General features: G+C 49.5%; 20 protein-coding genes. 3 read left to right on the forward strand and 17 right to left on the reverse strand.

What is annotated here, in order from left to right; translation table 11 throughout:
* Positions 1-8 precede the first annotated feature (8 nt).
* The 10 genes from fabF to EDM21_RS06610 all read right to left on the reverse strand — a co-directional run bounded on the left by fabF (position 9) and on the right by EDM21_RS06610 (position 8,074).
* Positions 9-1,244 (reverse strand): beta-ketoacyl-ACP synthase II, encoded by a 1,236-nt coding sequence (gene fabF / locus EDM21_RS06565; RefSeq protein WP_166541867.1) that lies wholly within the window; start codon positions 1,242-1,244, stop codon positions 9-11.
* A 112-nt stretch (positions 1,245-1,356) separates the two neighbouring features.
* A complete protein-coding gene (gene acpP, locus EDM21_RS06570; RefSeq protein WP_068774592.1) occupies positions 1,357-1,590 on the reverse strand; it encodes an acyl carrier protein in 234 nt (77 codons plus the stop codon).
* Between the two features lie 106 nt (positions 1,591-1,696).
* Entirely contained in the window at positions 1,697-2,437 is a 741-nt protein-coding gene (gene fabG / locus EDM21_RS06575) for a 3-oxoacyl-[acyl-carrier-protein] reductase (RefSeq protein ID WP_157334061.1), read from the reverse strand.
* Positions 2,438-2,474: 37 nt separating this feature from the next.
* Positions 2,475-3,401, reverse strand: a complete 927-nt coding sequence (gene fabD, locus EDM21_RS06580) for an ACP S-malonyltransferase (RefSeq protein WP_157334063.1) — start codon at positions 3,399-3,401, stop codon at positions 2,475-2,477.
* A gap of 24 nt (positions 3,402-3,425) precedes the next feature.
* Entirely contained in the window at positions 3,426-4,412 is a 987-nt protein-coding gene (locus EDM21_RS06585; protein WP_157334873.1) for a beta-ketoacyl-ACP synthase III, read from the reverse strand.
* Positions 4,413-4,422: 10 nt separating this feature from the next.
* Positions 4,423-5,412 (reverse strand): phosphate acyltransferase PlsX, encoded by a 990-nt coding sequence (gene plsX / locus EDM21_RS06590; protein WP_157334065.1) that lies wholly within the window; start codon positions 5,410-5,412, stop codon positions 4,423-4,425.
* Positions 5,396-6,010, reverse strand: a complete 615-nt coding sequence (gene fapR, locus EDM21_RS06595; RefSeq protein ID WP_338043943.1) for a transcription factor FapR — start codon at positions 6,008-6,010, stop codon at positions 5,396-5,398. The genes plsX and fapR overlap by 17 nt, the downstream gene beginning before the upstream one ends.
* 181 nt (positions 6,011-6,191) lie before the next feature.
* Complete coding sequence (gene rpmF, locus EDM21_RS06600) at positions 6,192-6,365, reverse strand: 50S ribosomal protein L32 (protein WP_068774586.1); 174 nt, start codon at positions 6,363-6,365, stop codon at positions 6,192-6,194.
* Positions 6,366-6,399: 34 nt separating this feature from the next.
* Positions 6,400-6,912: a YceD family protein gene (locus tag EDM21_RS06605; protein ID WP_157334068.1), complete on the reverse strand. Its 513-nt coding sequence runs from the start codon at positions 6,910-6,912 to the stop codon at positions 6,400-6,402.
* 58 nt (positions 6,913-6,970) lie between these two features.
* Positions 6,971-8,074, reverse strand: a complete 1,104-nt coding sequence (locus EDM21_RS06610; protein WP_157334070.1) for a SepM family pheromone-processing serine protease — start codon at positions 8,072-8,074, stop codon at positions 6,971-6,973.
* A 129-nt stretch (positions 8,075-8,203) separates the two neighbouring features.
* On the opposite strand from EDM21_RS06610, the gene EDM21_RS06615 reads away from it, so the two are divergent.
* Positions 8,204-9,532 carry a sporulation protein gene (locus tag EDM21_RS06615; RefSeq protein WP_157334072.1) on the forward strand — a complete coding sequence of 443 codons (1,329 nt, stop codon included), beginning with the start codon at positions 8,204-8,206 and terminating at the stop codon, positions 9,530-9,532.
* Between the two features lie 54 nt (positions 9,533-9,586).
* On the opposite strand, the gene coaD is transcribed toward EDM21_RS06615, so the two are convergent.
* Entirely contained in the window at positions 9,587-10,102 is a 516-nt protein-coding gene (gene coaD / locus EDM21_RS06620; RefSeq protein ID WP_166541869.1) for a pantetheine-phosphate adenylyltransferase, read from the reverse strand.
* A gap of 17 nt (positions 10,103-10,119) precedes the next feature.
* Positions 10,120-10,698, reverse strand: a complete 579-nt coding sequence (gene rsmD, locus EDM21_RS06625; RefSeq protein WP_157334074.1) for a 16S rRNA (guanine(966)-N(2))-methyltransferase RsmD — start codon at positions 10,696-10,698, stop codon at positions 10,120-10,122.
* An 894-nt stretch (positions 10,699-11,592) separates the two neighbouring features.
* Here rsmD and EDM21_RS06630 point away from each other — a divergent pair.
* Positions 11,593-12,891 (forward strand): oligosaccharide repeat unit polymerase, encoded by a 1,299-nt coding sequence (locus EDM21_RS06630; protein WP_157334076.1) that lies wholly within the window; start codon positions 11,593-11,595, stop codon positions 12,889-12,891.
* Positions 12,892-13,372: 481 nt separating this feature from the next.
* Here the strand turns inward: EDM21_RS06630 and EDM21_RS06635 are convergent, their stop codons facing one another.
* Both EDM21_RS06635 and EDM21_RS06640 read right to left on the reverse strand, forming a co-directional pair.
* Positions 13,373-13,681 (reverse strand): hypothetical protein, encoded by a 309-nt coding sequence (locus EDM21_RS06635; protein ID WP_157334078.1) that lies wholly within the window; start codon positions 13,679-13,681, stop codon positions 13,373-13,375.
* A 45-nt stretch (positions 13,682-13,726) separates the two neighbouring features.
* Positions 13,727-15,079, reverse strand: a complete 1,353-nt coding sequence (locus tag EDM21_RS06640) for a sensor histidine kinase (RefSeq protein ID WP_157334080.1) — start codon at positions 15,077-15,079, stop codon at positions 13,727-13,729.
* 219 nt (positions 15,080-15,298) lie between these two features.
* Here EDM21_RS06640 and EDM21_RS06645 point away from each other — a divergent pair, with 219 nt between their 5' ends.
* Positions 15,299-15,754, forward strand: a complete 456-nt coding sequence (locus EDM21_RS06645; protein ID WP_157334082.1) for a MarR family winged helix-turn-helix transcriptional regulator — start codon at positions 15,299-15,301, stop codon at positions 15,752-15,754.
* Positions 15,755-15,861: 107 nt separating this feature from the next.
* Here the strand turns inward: EDM21_RS06645 and EDM21_RS06650 are convergent, their stop codons facing one another.
* The 3 genes from EDM21_RS06650 to EDM21_RS06660 form a co-directional block, all read right to left on the reverse strand.
* Positions 15,862-16,617 carry an SOS response-associated peptidase gene (locus EDM21_RS06650; RefSeq protein WP_157334084.1) on the reverse strand — a complete coding sequence of 252 codons (756 nt, stop codon included), beginning with the start codon at positions 16,615-16,617 and terminating at the stop codon, positions 15,862-15,864.
* A 105-nt stretch (positions 16,618-16,722) separates the two neighbouring features.
* Positions 16,723-17,961 carry a hypothetical protein gene (locus tag EDM21_RS06655; RefSeq protein ID WP_157334086.1) on the reverse strand — a complete coding sequence of 413 codons (1,239 nt, stop codon included), beginning with the start codon at positions 17,959-17,961 and terminating at the stop codon, positions 16,723-16,725.
* The gene (locus tag EDM21_RS06660; protein ID WP_157334088.1) at positions 17,958-18,989 is read right to left on the reverse strand and encodes a hypothetical protein; all 1,032 of its coding nucleotides are present in this window, start codon (positions 18,987-18,989) and stop codon (positions 17,958-17,960) included. Before EDM21_RS06660 ends, EDM21_RS06655 begins: the two co-directional genes overlap by 4 nt.

An 18,989-nucleotide genomic window follows, 5' to 3' on the forward strand; every position in this document is an offset into this window, starting at 1 on the left:
GCCGCTTGTTAGGCTTCGAATTTTCTGAAAATAAGCGTAGCATTGTGCCCGCCGAATCCAAAGGAATTGGACATGGCTATCCGTACATCGCTTTTACGCGGAACGTTTGGAACGTAATCCAAATCCAGTTCAGGATCTGGATTATCCAGATTAACCGTTGCGGGAATGATGCCGTTCTGCAGAGTCAAACCGCAAATAACGGCTTCAACACCGCCGGCTGCTCCAAGCAGATGACCGGTCATCGACTTCGTTGAGCTCACCGCTACTTTATAAGCGTGATCGCCGAACGCCTTCTTAATGGCCATTGTCTCTGACTTGTCGCCAACTGGTGTACTGGTTCCATGCGCATTAATATAGTCGACTTCTTCGGGCGCAATGCCTGCATCCTTGATAGCCTTGACCATACAGCGCGCTGCACCTGCGGGATCGGGCTCTGTCATGTGATGAGCGTCGCCGCTCATGCCATATCCGATGACTTCGGCATAGATGTGGGCACCGCGCTTCTGCGCGTGTTCCAGCGATTCAAGAATAAGAATGCCTGCTCCCTCACCCATAATAAATCCGTCCCGGTCCTTATCGAAAGGCCGGCTTGCTTTCTCCGGCTCGTCATTGCGGGTAGACATCGCACGCATGGCACAGAAGCCGGCCACTCCCGTAGGGCTGATGGTCGCTTCCGCACCGCCGCAGATCATGACATCGGCTTCACCGTACTTGATAAGCTTGTAGGAGTCTCCGATGGAATGTGTGCCTGTGGCACAGGCGGTTACTGCCGTGGAGTTCGGCCCCTTCGCTCCGGTAATCATCGAGATTTGGCCGGAAGCCATATTCGCGATCATCATCGGAATGAAGAACGGGCTAACCCGCTTAGGACCCTTCTCAAGCAGAATTTTGTGCTGCTCCTCCCAAGTCGACAAACCGCCGATCCCGGAACCCACATACACGCCAACCCGCTCCGGATCCGCGTCTTCTTGTATGTTCAGCCCGGAGCTTTTCAAAGCATTAAGGCTTGCTGCCACAGCTAACTGTACAAAACGGTCCATTCTTCTTGCTTCACGTTTATCTATATAATCTTCGGGGTTAAAATCTTTGACGGATGAGGCGATTTTTGTCGGATACTGGCTTACATCGAAACTTTCGATTTCGCTGATACCGGACTTGCCTGCAAGCAGATTACCCCAGAACGTATCCACATCTTGACCTAAGGAGCTGATAACTCCTACACCAGTAATTACGACTCTATTCACGTGTACCACCTCTGAAGTTTAAGGGTGTTCTCTCGTTTTTCTAGGATCAGAAAATGAGGAGAAGTCCCGCCTTTGAGAACGGGACTCTTTTAGAACGGGACTTGAAGGAATGTTACGTATGAGATTTTATGTAATTCACTACTTCTCCCACAGTCGTAATCTTCTCAGCATCTTCGTCGGAAATCTCCAGATCAAATTCATCTTCCAATTCCATAACTAATTCTACAACATCGAGAGAATCAGCACCTAAATCATCTTTGAAAGACGCTTCGAGGGTAACTTCAGACTCTTCTACCCCTAAGCGGTCGATGATAATTTTATTCACGCGATCCAGTACGTCGGACATCCGGCTCACCTCCTCCTTGGTATTATACGAGAATCCCAAACAAATTGCCATACTTGTCTAACCGGGTGCAGCACGCTCTGAGCGGCGCCCTTCGAAAAGAGCCCTGCTACATGTACATGCCCCCGTCGACATGAATCGTCTGGCCTGTCATATAGGCAGCTTCCTCTGATGCGAGGAAACGGACGATCGTGGCAATATCCTCCGGCTTGCCCAGCTTGCCCAAAGGAATTTGCTGCAATAAAGCAGCCTTCTGCTCCTCAGGAAGCTTGTCGGTCATGTCGGTTGAGATAAAGCCCGGCGCTACCGCATTCACCGTGATACCCCGTGAAGCAAGCTCGCGCGCAGAAGCTTTGGTCAGCCCGATGACGCCTGCTTTGGCGGCCACATAGTTCGCTTGGCCCGGGTTGCCCAAAACACCGACAACGGAGGATATATTGATAATCCGCCCTGAACGCTGTTTCATCAGAGGTCGGGTTGCTGCCTTGATACAATTAAAAACGCCCTTCAAATTCGTGTTAATCACGGCATCAAAATCTTCCTCTTTCATGCGCATGATAAGATTATCTCTTGTAATGCCCGCATTATTCACGAGGATATCCAAATTACCCAGTGCTTCAATCGTTTGTTTGACGAGATCCTCGGCTTCTGCCGACTTGCTGACATCCGCACGGATTTTAACCGCCCGCTGTCCAAGAGCCTCGATCTCTTTGACAACCTCTTCAGCAGCCTGTTCGCTGCCTGAGTAGTTAACGGCTACATCGGCTCCCTTGGCAGCAAGTTCCAGAGCGATTGCCCGGCCTATGCCGCGGGAAGCTCCCGTAACGAGCGCTACTTTACCTTTAAGCATCCCTTATCCCCCCATCCATTTATTGAACTGTAAAAGGCTACATTCCGGCCTGCAAGGCAGCTTCCAGACTGTTAATTGAAATCACCTTGACGCTGCGGTCCACTTTCTTGATCAGACCGGCGAGCACGCTGCCGGAGCCGATTTCGTAGAATGTATCCGTCCCCTGCTCAATCAGCCAGACAACGGTATCTTCCCACAGAACGGGGGAGTACACTTGACGGACCAGCAGTTCCCGGATTTCATCGGGAGCTGATACGGGTCTTGCTGTAACGTTCGCCACTACAGGAACTGCCGCCTCTGCTAACGATATATCCGACAAAACATGCGCCAGTTGCTCAGAGGCCGTCTTCATCAGCGAGGAGTGAAAAGGTCCGCTCACATCAAGCGCTATAGCACGTTTGGCTCCCGCTTCTTTGGCGCGCTCGATGACAGACTGCACACCTTCACGTGTGCCGGAGACCACGATCTGCCCCGGGCAGTTTACGTTAGCAAGCTCAACAACGCTTCCTTCACTGCTGATCCGCCGGCACAGCTCGTCCAAAGCCGCACGATCTGCTCCCAGAACTGCCGCCATGGCTCCGCGTCCGTTAGGCACCGCCTGTTCCATAAATTCTCCACGGGCACGGACCACACGGACCGCTTCTTCGAAGCTTAGGACACCCGAGGCCACAAGCGCCGAATATTCCCCCAGGCTGTGACCGGCCGTGTAATCCGGCTGGATGCCCTTCTCACGAAGCACTTCCAGGTATGCCATGCTCGTGGTTAACAGCGCAGGCTGCGTGTGATACGTCATTTTCAGTTCTTCTTCGGGTCCGTCAAAAATTAATGAAGACAACGAATAGCCTAACGCCTTGTCGGCTTCATCGAATATGTACTTAGCTCCGGCATGAGCGGAATAAGCATCCTTGCCCATTCCGACAGCCTGGGCCCCTTGACCCGGAAATACGAAAGCGATTTTACTCATGTGTGTCAGGTTCCTCTCTGTCTATTACCAGACCAATACGGATGCGCCCCAGGTAAGACCGCCGCCGAAACCAACGAGAACCGTGGTGTCGCCTTCTTTGAGCCTTCCCTGCTCTACGGCTTCAGCCAGAGCCACCGGAACGGAGGCCGCGGACATGTTGCCGTAGCTATCCAGATTGATCATGCACTTGTCTTCCGTAAGCCCCAGCCTGTTAAGCGCGGATTGAATAATCCGGATATTCGCCTGATGCGGAATGAGCAGATCGATGTCACTCTTCTCAAGCCCCGCTTTGGCCAGCGCATCTTCAGCAGCCGAACCCATAATGCGGACTGCGAATTTGAACACTTCATTGCCCGCCATATGGATGTAATGCAGGCGTTGATCAATGCTTTCGGCTGATGCCGGGAAGCGGGATCCGCCGCCTGCGATCTTAAGCAGATTCCCCCCTGAGCCATCTGCGCCCAGTTCAAAGGAACGAAACCCGCGTCCTTCCGGTACAGCACCGATAACCACAGCGCCCGCACCGTCACCGAATAAAATACAGGTATTGCGATCGGTATAATCCGTAATCCGCGAAAGCGTGTCCGCTCCCACTACAAGTGCATATTTATAAGTTCCCGTTGCGATAAAATTAGCCGCATTGGCCAGGCCGTAAATAAATCCGGCACAAGCTGCCGCCAGATCAAAGGCAGCTGCATTCTTGGCTCCCAGTTTGTCCTGCAGGATGCAGGATGCAGAAGGGAAAGCCATATCCGGGGAGATGGTAGCCACGATGATCAGATCAATCTGGTCCGCTGTGATGCCCGCGTTCTCTATAGCGATGCGGGAAGCTTCCAGAGCCAAGTCGGAAGTCGCCTGATCAGGGGCGGCCACTCTCCGTTCCCGGATGCCGGTCCGCGTAACGATCCACTCGTCGTTTGTTTCTACCATCGTCTCCAGTTCTTTGTTAGTTAAAACCCGCTCGGGTACATATTTACCGGTTCCTAGAACGCCTACTGGAATGCCATACATGTCGTTCCACTCACTTCCCGTTCTTGATTTCCACAGCAATTGCTCCAACCAAATTGTTCTGCAGTGCCGTTCTAGCCTGTCGTACCGCGTTCTTGAAGGCGTTAGCATCGGAAGAGCCGTGGCTCTTGAGCACTAACCCTCCTAGTCCGAGCAGAGGGGCGGCGCCGTGCTCCGTATAATCAAACTTATTCTTGAACGCGGCGAGTCCCGGTTTAAGAATAGCGGCACTCAATTTAGTCAGTGTGCTTCGTGTGAATTCTGTCTTCAAAGCGGAGAAAATGACCGAAGCGGTTCCCTCCAAAGTTTTGAGCATAATATTGCCGGCAAAGCCGTCACAAACAATGACATCGCACTCCGCTTGCAAAATATCACGGGATTCAATGTTCCCGACGAAATGAATAGGTGCCCCTTCCAACAATGGATACGCCGCTTTCGTCAGCTCATTCCCCTTCATAGCTTCTGTTCCGATATTGAGCAAACCAACCCGCGGACGCTCAATTCCATGCACCTTGCTCCGGTAAATACTGCCCATAATGGCGTATTGGAGCAGATGTTCCGGGGTAGCATCCATATTCGCCCCCAGATCCAGGGCAAGCACCCCGACTCCATCAAGAGTCGGGATCATCGGCGCCAGTGCGGGTCTGTCGATACCTGGGATGCGCCCGACAATAAGCAGGCCTGTCGTCATCAAGGCGCCCGTATTGCCCGCTGAGATCATGGCATCGGCTGCGCCTTCCTTGACGAGACGGCCTGCAACCACCATGGACGCGTCTTTCTTCCTGCGTACGGCCTTGACCGGCTCATCATCCGCTTCGATTACTTCCGAAGCGTGCATAATGTGCAGATTGGGCAACTGCTCGGTTAAGAGCGGCTCAATTCTGGCTTTGTCGCCGACAAGTGTCAGCTCCACATCCTTGTATTCCTTGGCTGCCGCGACCGCCCCTTCAACGACGACTCCGGGGGCATGGTCACCGCCCATTGCGTCAATTGCGATCCGCATGTGTCGTTCCTCCTTCTGTCCGGTGCTGTTCTTTTCTGGAATGAAAAATAACAAAGCTGCCTTCGAACACCACTTCATCGCCAATAAAAGTCTGTACGTCCACCTTAGCCTTGCCTTTGGAAAGAGAACGCACATATGCTTTCGCGATACACTTCTCTCCAAGCATGGCGGATCGTATAAAACGGATATCTGCTGAGGCGGTTAATGCAATCGGATCGTCGATTACCGCTACTGCAAGAGAGTTAGCCTGAGCGAAAAGATGATGTCCGCGGGCTATTTGAGTTCTTGAAAATACATGCTCTTCATTAAGCTGGAACATGGAAATACCGCTTTTATCGAGCTGAAGATCAATAACTTCCCCAAAAACTTCATCAATCGGCAGTGAACGCACCTGATCATAGGAACGTTCAGCCATATGTTTGATCCGTTCGCGAAGCTCGGGAATTCCAAGCTCCAGCCTATCCAGGCGAACAGTTTGAATACTCACTTGAAACTTCTTCATCAGTTCATCATCCGTCAGAAACGGATTATCTTCAATAGCTTCCAGCAGCTGCTGCTGGCGGCTGCGCTTAGGAAGACGTTCGATGACAAGCACCACCCTGCTTGTAGAGTCGACTTTAAAGGTATAGCCTCCTCTTATTACCTAGTACTAAATGTAGTATATATAATTTGCGGGCAAAAGGGAAGCCATCTCAACCTAAAACTGTTAAAACAAACCTTGCGGGCAAAAAAAATAGCACTTCACCAAAGATGAAGTACTATCTGTACCTGAAACGAAATTAAGCTTGTACGATTTCTCTGCCTTTGTAAGTTCCGCAGTTCTTGCAAACGCGGTGAGACAGTTTAAGCTCTGCACACTGCTCGCATTTAACCATGCCCGGAACTTCCAATTTGAAGTGGGTACGGCGCTTGTCGCGGCGGGTTTTGGATGTCTTTCTAAACGGTACTGCCATGAATTCCACCTCCTTAACGTAATTCCAATCTTCCTTATGATTTGAAAAAGTCAGCCAAACCGGCCAATCGCGGATCAATCCGCTCATTCTTGCAGCCGCATGGATTCTGGTTGCGGTTCGTTCCGCATTCAGGGCACAGCCCCTCGCAGTCTTCCCGGCAAACCGGCACCTGCGGCAGCTCCAGCTCGATCGTCTCTTCAATAAAAGGTTTCAAATCTACTTTATCTTCGTGAACCAGATGAATATCATCTTCATCACTCTCCGGAGCTTGAGCCACGATGTCCGGTTTCGAAGTAAAAATTTCCCTGAAGGGAATGTTCAGCGTCTGCTTGAACGGCTCCAAACAACGGGAACAGCCAAACTCAATCTCGACGGAAAGCTTGCCGGTAACTTCCACAGCGTCAACCGCCGCAGTTGCTTCCAGATCTGTCACTATCGGTCCTGCTGACAATATATCCTTGCGGCCCTTCAGCAGGAAGTCGCTGCTCAGCGATTCTTGACTGACGGATTGTCCTTTGGCAGTAATGTCCTTTAAATAAATCCACATGTTTTATCACCTCAAACAAACAAAGATAATTATAGCCACTATTGCTTACTCTTGTCAATCATTTCGGCGGCAAGGATGCTAAATATTTAAGAGCGTCCTCCATTGTAGCCACGGGAACAATCTTCATCTTCGAGTCGATTTCCTTGGCGCGCTCTACCGCAGCGGTATAATTATAAATCGTCCCTTTATCGGTTTTGAGATCCTGCGGGGCAAAAAAGATTTCGGCACCTTCTTTGTCGGCGGCGATAATTTTGTGTTTGATCCCGCCGATTACTCCTACCGTGCCATCCGGGTTAATCGTTCCGGTTCCGGCTATCTTATGTCCTTTGGTGATGTCCCCCGGCATCAGCTGATTGTAAATTTCAAGGGAAAACATCAGACCGGCCGATGGACCCCCGATCTCGCCCGCCTTGATGACCACCTGCTTATCTTCCTTCTCGGCCTGGACGCTTTGCATTTCAGCCAGTGAAATCCCGATTCCGACCCGTCTTGTGCCCGTATCTTTATCAGGAGGGAGAACGCCAAGCGGCATGGAAGCCTTCATCGTTTTATCTCCCCGAAGGTAAGTGATCTCAATCATCTCGCCTTCCTTTTTGCCTTCGATGTAGCTCAGTAAATCCTTGGAACTCAGGATCTCTTTATCATCCGCTTTCAGAATCTTATCGCCGGTTTGAAGATGCTTCTCTGCAGGCATTCCTGCCGTTAATCCGGTAACCAGGATTCCTTCTCCCTTTATACGGTAAGGGATATTCGCCTTGCGGTAAGCAGCCTGGATCGCTTCGCTTTGAGAAGTCAGCATAACGAACTGCTGCTGCTGGGAGTAATCACGTTCCGACATTCCTTTGAGAACATCCTTCTTGAGCTGGAGCTCATCGTACGGATTCGCCAGCGACCAGAGATAAGTGACAATATTCGCGTTAGCCACCCGCACGGTAACCAGCATAAGATCTCCCTTCTCTTCCGTATTCGTCTCATCGGGAACTTGAACCATCGGGTGAATGGCCTCAGCGGTACCCGGCATGTAAATAAAGAAGGGAAGCGGCACATAGAACAACACAGAAAAAGTAATTAAGCCAATAAGCAGTGAAGTGACGAACCTTTTGGAACGTCTGGGGGGGCGCCTTCGCACCATATCCTTATCGTTTAAATCGTTCTCGGTCATCTCAAGGGTTCCCTCCCGTACGGTCCTGATAAATTTATGGATGCAGATTAGTGTATGCTTGCCAGGCTTGGTCTAAACATCCCCGCTCAGGCGTACACATGTACCAAATGAATTATTGAGGTGTTAATTATGCCCAGATCCATGACGCGCCAGACCAACGGCAGCGGCTACCGGACTACGCTGCTGCTCGGGGCTATGGCCGCCGCACTGGTTATTTCCATTATTGCTTTTCCCGACAAAGCCCTCCAGGCTTCCTTGGAAGGCATTACGATTTGGTGGAATATCGTTTTCCCGGCTTTGCTGCCGTTCCTGATTCTTTCCGAACTACTGACTGGCCTGGGAGTCGTCCATGCACTCGGAACTCTGCTGGACCCGCTTACGAAGCTTCTACTGCGTCTCCCCGGCGTAAGCGGGTGGGTACTGGCTGCGGGAACCCTAGGCGGCTTCCCGGCAGGAGCGACCCTCACAGCCCGGCTGCGAAGAGAGCAGCTCATCACGCGCCGCGAGGGAGAACGGCTGCTCGCGCTGTCGCATCTGGCAAGCCCGGTGCTGATCATTACCGTGATCGGCACCGGCTTCCTGCACAGCCCGCGGCTGGGCCTAATGCTCGCTGCAGTCCATTACGGAGCCGCGCTGCTTCTGGCTTTGGCCTTACCAGGGGCGCCCAAAGGGAAAACGGATCGCTCTGATGCCAGCGCTCAGGGGGATTCCGCTGGCGCAGACGGGCCCGCTGGCGCCAGTCAGCCGCGCGGCGGCGGGCCTCAAGTACCGCCGCTGTGGAAAAGATCGGCCCGCACCCTGCTCCGCGCACGCCAAGAAGACGGCCGGGCCTTCGGCCAATTGCTGGGAGATTCCGTGGTGAACTCCGTACAATCTCTGATGATTGTGGGGGGCTACATGATGATCTTCTCCGTCCTCATCCATATGATTACATTCCCGGAAATAACGGACGGGGTCAGCCGCTGGACCGGAATCACGTTTGCCTCTGACCTTGTTCACCATCTCGCCTCGGGTTTCTTCGAGATTCATTTGGGCACTTACGGGCTTGCAGGCCCGGAGGCAGGCAAAGTACCTGCGGGAGTCATTTTTGCCTCTATTGCGGCTTTGCTCGGATTCGGCGGGCTTGCTTCCCACGCTCAGGCAGTAAGTGCCCTGCAAGACACGGGTCTGCGCTACCTGCCGTTTCTTATCGCCCGTTTGCTCCATGCATCAATCTCGTACGTGCTTGCCCTCCTGCTGTGGAGAACGATCCAAGGTCCGCTCCTAAGCGGCACACCTCAGCTTATCGAGGTATCCGGAGCCCCTTATGTGCCGTCCGCAGGCAACTTGTATCCATTTCCTTCTGCCAGCCTGCTGGCCTTTTCCGGAATCCAGCTCGGCATGCTGCTCGTTCTTATTACGAGCGCCTGCCTGATCTCTGCAGCAATCTATCGCTTCAAATACACAGCCAGACGATAACGGCAAGGGGACCTTCCTGCACTTATACATATGCAGCCGGATGTTCCAGCAAATTTATGATTGAACCGAACCTGCAGCGAATTTAAGTTTCAGTTCCTTCTCCACTTCCTGCGGGACAAAATGCGAAACCGGTCCGTGGAAGCGCGCGATTTCTTTTACAATACTGGAACTAAGGAATGAATATTGCGGCGATGACGTCATAAAGAACGTTTCCACATCATCATTCAATTTCGTATTCATCGTCGCAAGCTGCAATTCATATTCAAAATCAGAGACCGCGCGCAGCCCCCGGACAATGATATGAACATCCTTGGACTTCATATAACTGATCAGCAGATCGCGAAACCCGTCCACCTCAACGTTCGGAATATCCCGCGTCACTTGCGTTAATAACTGAATACGCTCTTCCAGAGAAAAAAGCGGGTTTTTGGACGTATTATTCAAAACCGCGACGATTAACTTGTCAAACACTTTAGCAGATCTGCGGATAATATCCAGATGGCCGTTGGTTACGGGATCGAAACTACCCGGGTAGACAGCAATTTTCAAATTAGGTTTTTCCTGAAGCACAGCTGTGTCAGCTCCTTTTATAAGTCGGTCTCCACCAGATTAGTCTCTTCACAAACATAAATCGTAATAGCCGTATCCCCATAATCGGAGCGCCTCTGCAGGACAAAACCTTCTATAACCTCCGGAAGCACATCATCGGCGTCATGTTCGACCACGATCGTTGCGCTCTCTTCCAGCAGGCTTAATTCCCGCATCGTTTCCATCAGTTCTTGTATGATTTTAAACCGGTAAGGCGGATCCAGAAAAACGAGATCAAACTTTATGCCCCGTTTTCCGAGCGCTTTAAGCGCTCTTCCCGCATCATTACGGTAAATCTCTGCCCGTTCCGCAAGCTTAGTCACTTCCAGATTGTAACGGATCGTATCTAAGCTTTTTTTCTCACGGTCAATAAAAATGCAACTATCCAGCCCGCGGCTCAGCGCCTCGATGCCCAGGCCACCGGTACCGGCAAACAAATCCAGCGCCTTCCCACCGTCAAAGTAAGGGCCGATCATAGAAAAGATCGCTTCCTTCACCTTATCGGTCGTCGGGCGCGTGCTCATGCCAGGTACGGATTTTAGTGCCCGACCCCGGGCGTTTCCTGATATGACTCTCATACTTTCCCCACCATTTACTTGTGTCAGTTTTCTGTTATCGTACCACAATCTAACTTCTCTGCACAAAAGGGACGAAAAATTTTCCAAAGTTTACGTATAAACTTCCTGATTGAGGGACATCATGGAATTATCGACATCGAAAGTGTCGTAGACAACCGCGGAGAAGACTTACGTTTCCCCATAAGCTCTTCGTCCGGTTTCTCCTCTCCCATGAAAGGCCCTCGTTGCGAAACGGGGGCCGATTTTTTTTGGTAGTACAGTCTTAATGATTTATTATCGCCAACAATGTCTCATTTGGTTTAATTCAGGTGGTTCGACTATCATTTTTTGATAATTAACAAGAAGCCCAAGGGTTATACTTTGGGCCTTTTTGTTTCCCCTTGAACGGGTTTATGTTGTTTTTATCAAACTAGACCAAAGCTGTGCCCTTTCTAATTTTTTGCACTTCACTAGCGGTCCCAAACAACGAATTTAACACGCACTTTACCATTTAAAGACTAATCCTTACATATCTCGCCCCCGAGCTTGCAACTTTTTAAGCAGTTTTTGAATATCATTCCTAACCTCATTTAGTTCTGTTCATGTTTTATACCTTGGAGGCGGACTACTCCTAACACTAAGTATTTATCTTGAGATGCTAATGGAATGATTGCCTAAAAATTTGTGATTTCTTAATACTTCATATGATACATTACGTATCAGAGGAGTGAATAAGCGAATGAAGTCAAGAAATGTTATGTCCATCATTTTGGGTATTTGTGTGTTTGTAATTCTTTGTATCATCTTTGGCTTCACAAATGCGTTCTCGTTTATCGGATTATTGTTATTCTTTTTTGTACTAAACACATTTGATGACTTCTTTGAACTATTAATAAATAGAGGTGATGACACTTAATGATTGCATTAAATATTCTCAACCTATCTTTTATGGCCTTACTTGCGTTTGTTTTAGGCGTGAAGTTTTTTAAGAAGAAGCTATTTACAGCGTTTGATTTCTTCGTTATCGGTATTATTGTGTACTACCTTATTCCTTTCTCAGCAACAGAAATTTTTCTGCCTGACAGAAATACATTTCAAACAACAGTAGAGACAAAAGTTTACACATTCCTCGTGATCTTTGTATCAACTTTGATAGCCTTAGTCGGTTATAAAATGACCAATAAAGTGAAGCTATTAAGGGTTGCAGATTTGAAACTGTTTCCGGTGTTTAAGCAGTTTATTGGGGTTATAAGCATAGCAATCTTTTTCTACATAATCTGGATCTACATCACAAAAATTGATTTTTCGAATTTAGAACACAACATGCAATTACGGGAGTTATTGAGTGGACTTGGACCATTCGCAGTATTGCTCCAGATACCAAACGGTTTAGCCTTGTATTACATATATCGGGCTGCCAAATACAAAGAAAATTACAAGCTGGCTACAATTTGGATGATCGTTGCTCTTATGACAACGTTTATACGGGGCGAACGGACTGACTTAGTTTTTATCGCCTTATTCCCATTCCTGGCTTGGTACTTTTACAAAAAGACCGCAAAACCCATCATCGTTGGCATTGTTGTTATTTCAATCATCTTGTCCATATACTCGGCTAATTTTAAAGTCACCCACATAAACAATGACGAAGGATACGGTCAAACCGCTATAAAAATGATCGAAGATGACTTTGATCGTAATTGGGTAACATGGGCCGCTATTGATAACGCGAGTCTAACTAAATCAGAATTACTCCCTTATCGGGGATCGGGCTATGTGTATACACTCTTAGGCTATGTGCCGCGGAGCATAGCACCATTCAAGGGTTACAATTCTCCTCAATGGTTCACGCTTAATATATCGCCACAAATGGGATACACGCTCTATGGGGTATCTGATGTGTCGGAGCTTGACTGGGGATATGCTTTTGGATTCCAAGTAGAATCAATTTTAAATTTCGGATTCATTGGTTTAGTGGTCGTATCATTTTTTGTAGGTGTTGCCCTGCGTTTCCTTCAAAATTTACTTGTTCGTTTTGAAGTGCTTTATCCCATAATCGCCATTATGGCCCTTCAATTCTCTGCTCTCACTTCTTTCACACTAATGACAATCCATTTACCAATTTTAGTAACGGCGCTAATTATATACATGAGTAGTGATAGAAAAGAAACTTCTACGCACTCAGCATTTGCAAATGCAGCTTTAGCAAGATGAATTAAGCCCGAAGGAATTCTCTTCGGGCTTTTTTATTTCGTGACCTGATTAGGTAGTAACGCCATTGTTTCGAGCGGCAATGATTATGTTTAACCAAGCAAGCTCAGACTTAGGGAGCTTCGGAGTATAAGCTTTTAGGCCCAGCTATAGTCAGATATGACCTTCTTTCTGTATAGACCATGACGGATCGCCTGGATTCACAACCTATAGACCAACGTCCACTACATGCGGAAGGATCTGGCATAGAATACAGTATCCTGATAGCGGAGAGGAGGTTTCTCATATGGGAGATAACCGTCATAACCGTCGTCATAAGCACAAACCTGTTGTGGTTTTCCTTAAACCCGGTCAAAAGGCTATTATCATCAGTAAACGTCATAACCGTCGCCGCCCCGTTTAATCAGCTGATTCTATAGAAATAAGGTCAGACCCTCTGGGGCCTGACCTTATTTCGTTCCTCTGAATTTCAAGCCCCGCGCAATCAGCACGTCTCGTACAGAGCAGGACCCCGCCATTTGTTCATCCGGCGCTGCTCGACTACTTCAAAGTGATAAATGGTATTGCGGGTCAGCACCCGGAAATCCTGGCCGTCCCGATCTATGGCTTGAACACGGGTTGTCTGAAAGGAGCGATAATCGTCTACCCGGCTGAGCAGCATCGAGCTTCCGACTTCCGTAGGTTTCATTTCCTGAAGCAGACTGCCGGTCAGCTGATCGTAACTGAAGGAAGTGTGCCGCTTGGGCGTCATTCCGTCATTCTCGTAAATTTGCAGAAGCTTAAGATATCTCATCGTCGTCCCTCCTGTCTGAAGGTATGCCGCTGTATTGGCTAATTATTATTGCGTTTGTGAAAAAATAGGCAGCCTCACGGTAAAAGTTACCCCACGGCCTACCGCACTGGCCGCGGAAACGCTCCCGTTGTGGGCTTCGACATACTGTTTTACGATGGCCAGCCCGAATCCAAGACCCGGCTGAGCAGCTGCGGCCGCGCCATCGTATGCGGTCCTATAAAAACGTTCAAATAGATGCGGTATTTCTTCACCCGTCAAGCCTGCCCCGTCATCCCGCACGGTAACGACTACTTCCAGATCATTGGCCGTAACGGATACAACGGTTTCCGAGCGGGCTTGACGGAGAGCATTCCCGAGCAGATGGATAAATACTTGCTCCAGCTTGTATCGGTCGCCATAGATGCTCACCTCTCTGGAAGCGGCGTAGCGGAGATGGATTCCGGCTGCTCCAGCCTCCTGCGTATGCTGCTCAATTAGCGGGTCTAGGATGCTTCTGAGCGAGAACCACTGCTTCTCCATCTCCAGACGGCCCGCTTCTGCCAGCATGAGCTGCTGCATATCCGTGACGAGAAACGACATTCGGCTCACTTCCTCGAACAGGACAGCTGCCTTATCGGTCGTTAACCGCGCCTCGTCTATACAAGCCTGCTCAAGCTGGGACTTCAGCAGCGTAAGCGGCCGCCGGAGCTCTTGAGTCAGATCCGCAATCATGCGGGGACGCACACTCTCCATTTGACGAAGTTTATCTTCGATCCCCTTCAAAAGTTCATCCGCCTCAGCGGCTCTTGCTTCCCAATCCAAGAACCCTGTCTCTCTGCTTCGTCTAGATGGCTCTTCCCCGCCATTTCCTCTTGCCAGGATAGCCAAGCGAAACGAGATCCGTTCGAGCAGCGCCTGAATTCTTCTATTTCCCCGTTTGAGGGATAGGCCGACAATCAATCCTACCACGAGCGAGCCTACGGCTGCGGCTGCCCAAAAAGGCGGTTCCGGGTGCAGGAGCCCCGGTTCATCAATGCTATAGAAGCCGATTGTAACATCGCCGCTTTTTAACGGACGCACATTCAAGGGCTTCGAGGCATCTCCCCCAACTGCACTTTGTGTACGAGCGTCAAATAAGAGTCTCTGGTCCGCATTATACAGGCGTAAGCCCGAATTATTCCCCGTCTGCTGCGGATCGGCATCATCCTTCAACCGCTTAATAACCGGGGACCAGCTTTTATCAACACCGTACATGGCGTTTAAATACGAATCCCAGAACAAATGGTTTCTACTATTCAGCTTCTGCTGCTCTGTCCATAGAAAAGCATACGCTTGTCCGAGAATCATGCAGCCGGTCAACAGTGCCAGTAGAGAGCCGATCCATACGGGTTTCCTGTGTGGGTTTATTGTCCTTCTCATCTCTACCTCCGCAAGCTAGTCCGCTCTTTTTATTGTATCACATCGGCTCTTTAAAAAGCTTCTTTTCTCCCTGGCAGGGACGGATAGTTTTTGTTCCGTTTCTTATCAAGGGTTGAAGAGGGGATCATTGACTTTTTTTTACGCAGCACTTAATATTTAAGTGTATTTAAATACTCATTAGTAAAATATACCTTTAGCCGAAGGGAGGAGCGACTCTTCATGACGGATAACGAAATGATTGTCAATCGTATTCTGAAGACAACCATGTCCTTTTACCGGAAGATTGGTCCGCAAACGTCTCACTTCAAAGAAATGGGGCTAACCCCGCCTCAATTTCATGTACTCAACTGGATTGCCGAAGAAGGACCCGGTAAGATTACACAGCTGGCCGAAATAATGGAAGTCAAACCGAGTGCGATTACGGTCATGATTGACCGGATGGAAAATAACCAGCTCGTGACCCGGCATCATGATGAAACAGACCGGCGGGTGGTGATGGTTTCCATAACCGAGCATGGCCTCAAAATCCTCAAAGAAGCGCGGAAGCGGGCTACAGAGAGTATCAGGAACTATTACTTTCGTCTGGACCCAAGCGAGCTGGAAGTCCTTCTGGCTATCTATGAGAAGCTCGAGAATATTGCCGACACGGCCGAACCCTCTCCGAAACTAGACTAATCGTTTGTATAAAGAAAAGCCGGGATCCTGAAGAAGGATATCGGCTTTTTGTGCTCGTACTTTGGAATAAGAAACGAAAGCGGCAGAGCATCCCTTCATTCATTCCTCTAGAACAGCCAGCTTTGCTGGATAGGGCCCCCGGTCTTCGTAGGCTCCCCTCCCCGCGAATCAGTCCCTCCAGGAGATGCGTTCAGGTCTATCCGTGCAACTAATTCGGGACTATCATTGCGGACACTACCGACCAGCGGAGAGACTGGATAAGCCTCCATTTCTTCGGCATCATAGGCACGGAGCAGCGGAAGCAGGGGCTCCGGCTCCCGAACGCCCCGGTTCAGCCATAATCCTTCGTCCTCCGGGCGAAGAATAACCGGCATACGGTCGTGGATATCGGCGACGAGACGGTTCGGAGCTGTTGTCAGAACCGTGCAGGTGCTGACCTTCCTGCCCTCCGGGGATGTCCATGTATCGTACAGCCCTGCCATCGCAAACAATCCGCCGTGTTTCAGCGTAATCCGCAGCGGCTGCTTACCTCCTGCCGTACGCTTCCATTCGTAGAAGCCATCCGCGGGAATCAGACAGCGCCTGCGCCGCAGCGGAACGCGGTAGGCAGGCTTATCCGCAGCCGTTTCGGCACGGGCATTGATCATTTTGGAGCCCATTCCTTCGTCCTGGCTCCATTCGGGAACAAGCCCCCATTTCAGTTCACCGATACGGCGGCGGCTCCCGTCGTGAATAACGGCAAGCACCATCTGGCCCGGAGCCACGTTATATTTGGGTATGTGATAAGGGATGTGAGAGCCGTCGAGATCAAACCGGGCCATCAATTCCTCCAGCGTAACCGTTATCGTATATCTTCCGCACATCCGGGGAGCCTCCTTGCGTTTCGTTTCTGCTTCTTTCATTGTACAGGATCCGGCTGTGCCCCGCATCCCTCAACCGACATCTTGATGAGATTGGCGGTTAGATTTTTAAACGGCATCAACATACTTCTCCCGTATTATTACAACTACCGTTGCAATGATTCCGATAACGGCAACGAAGCCGCATACGATAACCTCCGGCGCATCAAATCTGCCATAGATCGTATTGAAAACGATGTTATTATACGATAATGCCATGTTGATGGAAAGTACGGCTATTCCCGCAACCGCAACAACGACCGGAACGGTCTTAATCAGCATCATCACAATATTCGTACTGAACCTCGCAAGTATAAACGCGAAACATGCCGTACCGACACTTAGTGCAAGGATCATTCCCGCAAGTATGAGAGCATACTGCCCGAAGGTAATGTTATACAGCTGCATTTCCGAAATAGTAAACGACATGATAGGCGTATTCCAATAATCCCCTGCGCCCGCTGCAAGGAACGGAATATAGGCGGTAGCAATCAAAAGGATAGCTAAAACGAGGGTGCTTACCATAGTTGCAGCAAATTGCAGCCTAAAAATCCTGCGGCCGATCGTTGACGAATACTGCATTAGGTTTACCTTCCGCATGCGATCGGTTGTCAGCAAGGGTGCAATAAGAATGAGTACGGCAACTACGGTAAACACCCCAATAGTAGCGGTATAAAGCGAAAAGCCCGTAATAAGGTCGTATCGGATCAAGTTTGCATTGCGCATTTGCAGTAATTTCTCAGCGGTGCGGACGACCACAGGGCGGGAATCGTTGTCTATATAGCGGCTAAGAGAAGCCTCATAGTCGACATAGGTGTGTTCGAGCGCCCCCAGCGTCTGCAACCTTATTAGCGGCGAAGCATACCATTCATCCAGGGTTTGTACGCTGGTGCCATAATCAAGCTTGCTCCGCATGGCGGAATTGGTATCATTGAAGATTTCCCTTTCCTCCTCGCTTAGGTCGGTGGAGTTGCCGTTATCGGCAAAATCTTCATAATCAGCGTAGCTATAGATATTGTTTTCGGTAAAAATCGCCTCGTTTGAGATAATTTCATCCATTTTAGAAATGAGGGCATTCTTTTTGCCGGGAATATCATAATCGGCCAGTTCTTCCGGTTCAAGCGTATCGCCGTAAAGTGCAAACATTTCATTCTGATAGGAACCGTATTTACCATGGGTGGTTAGACTATCATAGGAGCGTATTGCTTCGCTCAAGAATGCAAACCATGTCAAGGCAGCCATCGCAGTGATCAGCGCAACAATGCGCCAATTCCATAATTTCTTGAGTTCATTTACAAAGACTCTCATAATAGCTCCCTCTTCTTAAATAGTTGGGTGGAAATGAATGCGGCGACGGAAAGTACAGCAAGGGAGACAACAAGCCCCAAGCTCTCAAAGTTCGCCCATATAATATCCACTCCGCCGTCGGTAAACCATGCTCCGCTATTTTCCCATAACCAGACGGGAGTAAGGGTAAAAATGCCCCGTGAAACCGAGCCGATCGGAAAAAGGGGTTTCGCAAGAAATGTGACACCGACTACCGATGCAGCGATAATAAATGCTCCGTATCCGTTACGGACAAATACCCCCGCTGCGTATCCTAACAAAACAAAGCAAACTGCCAGACCAAAAGTGGCTCCGATTGTGGCCCAAAGATATCCCCCGACCGTGAAGCTGTGCCATGTGATGAATGGCTTGCCGTATTCATTCACAGCGTAGTTAAACGTACTTGATACGTTATCGTTCCATACATCCCCAAAATTGAATCGGAGGAAAAAAACGCACAGACTCACTCCCAGGATTACGACAGTCATGGCTGCTGCCGCCATCAGTGAGGCACACAGTTTTGTTCGGAGTATCCCTCTTCCAATTTTTGAAGCGTAAATAATAGGTTCGGTCCCTCTCAAGTTTTCGTAAGTTACCGATATGAGCGCGGCAAATAACGCCAGCAAACAGCTTTCCGCGATAATGGCCATAAACAGGGTCTCGAACAACAGGCTGTGGCGGTAATAAGTCTGTCCGCCGAAGTAAGTGGACAAAGCGTCGCCGTTAGCGGCTTTCTCATCAATGACAGGTTGCAGTTTTGTATACTTGCTGCGTATATTCTCGGCGTTTTCGCCCGTGATGTTGTACTTCCTTATATATCCCTCACCGATTTCGCTTGCCTTCAATCCCTCGAAGATATTGACAGCTTCTGCTTCGTAATCCGGGCGGTAATCGTTGTAGCCGACTATCGCAATAACAGCGTTAAAAACGATGCAGAGGGCAACGATTCCAACCATCGCGGGTGAAAACACAAGTTTTCTCAGCTCGTACCCGAGTAGCATAACTCTCAC

The sequence above is a fragment of the Paenibacillus lutrae genome (assembly GCF_009757775.1).
Classification (GTDB): domain Bacteria; phylum Bacillota; class Bacilli; order Paenibacillales; family NBRC-103111; genus Paenibacillus_F; species Paenibacillus_F lutrae.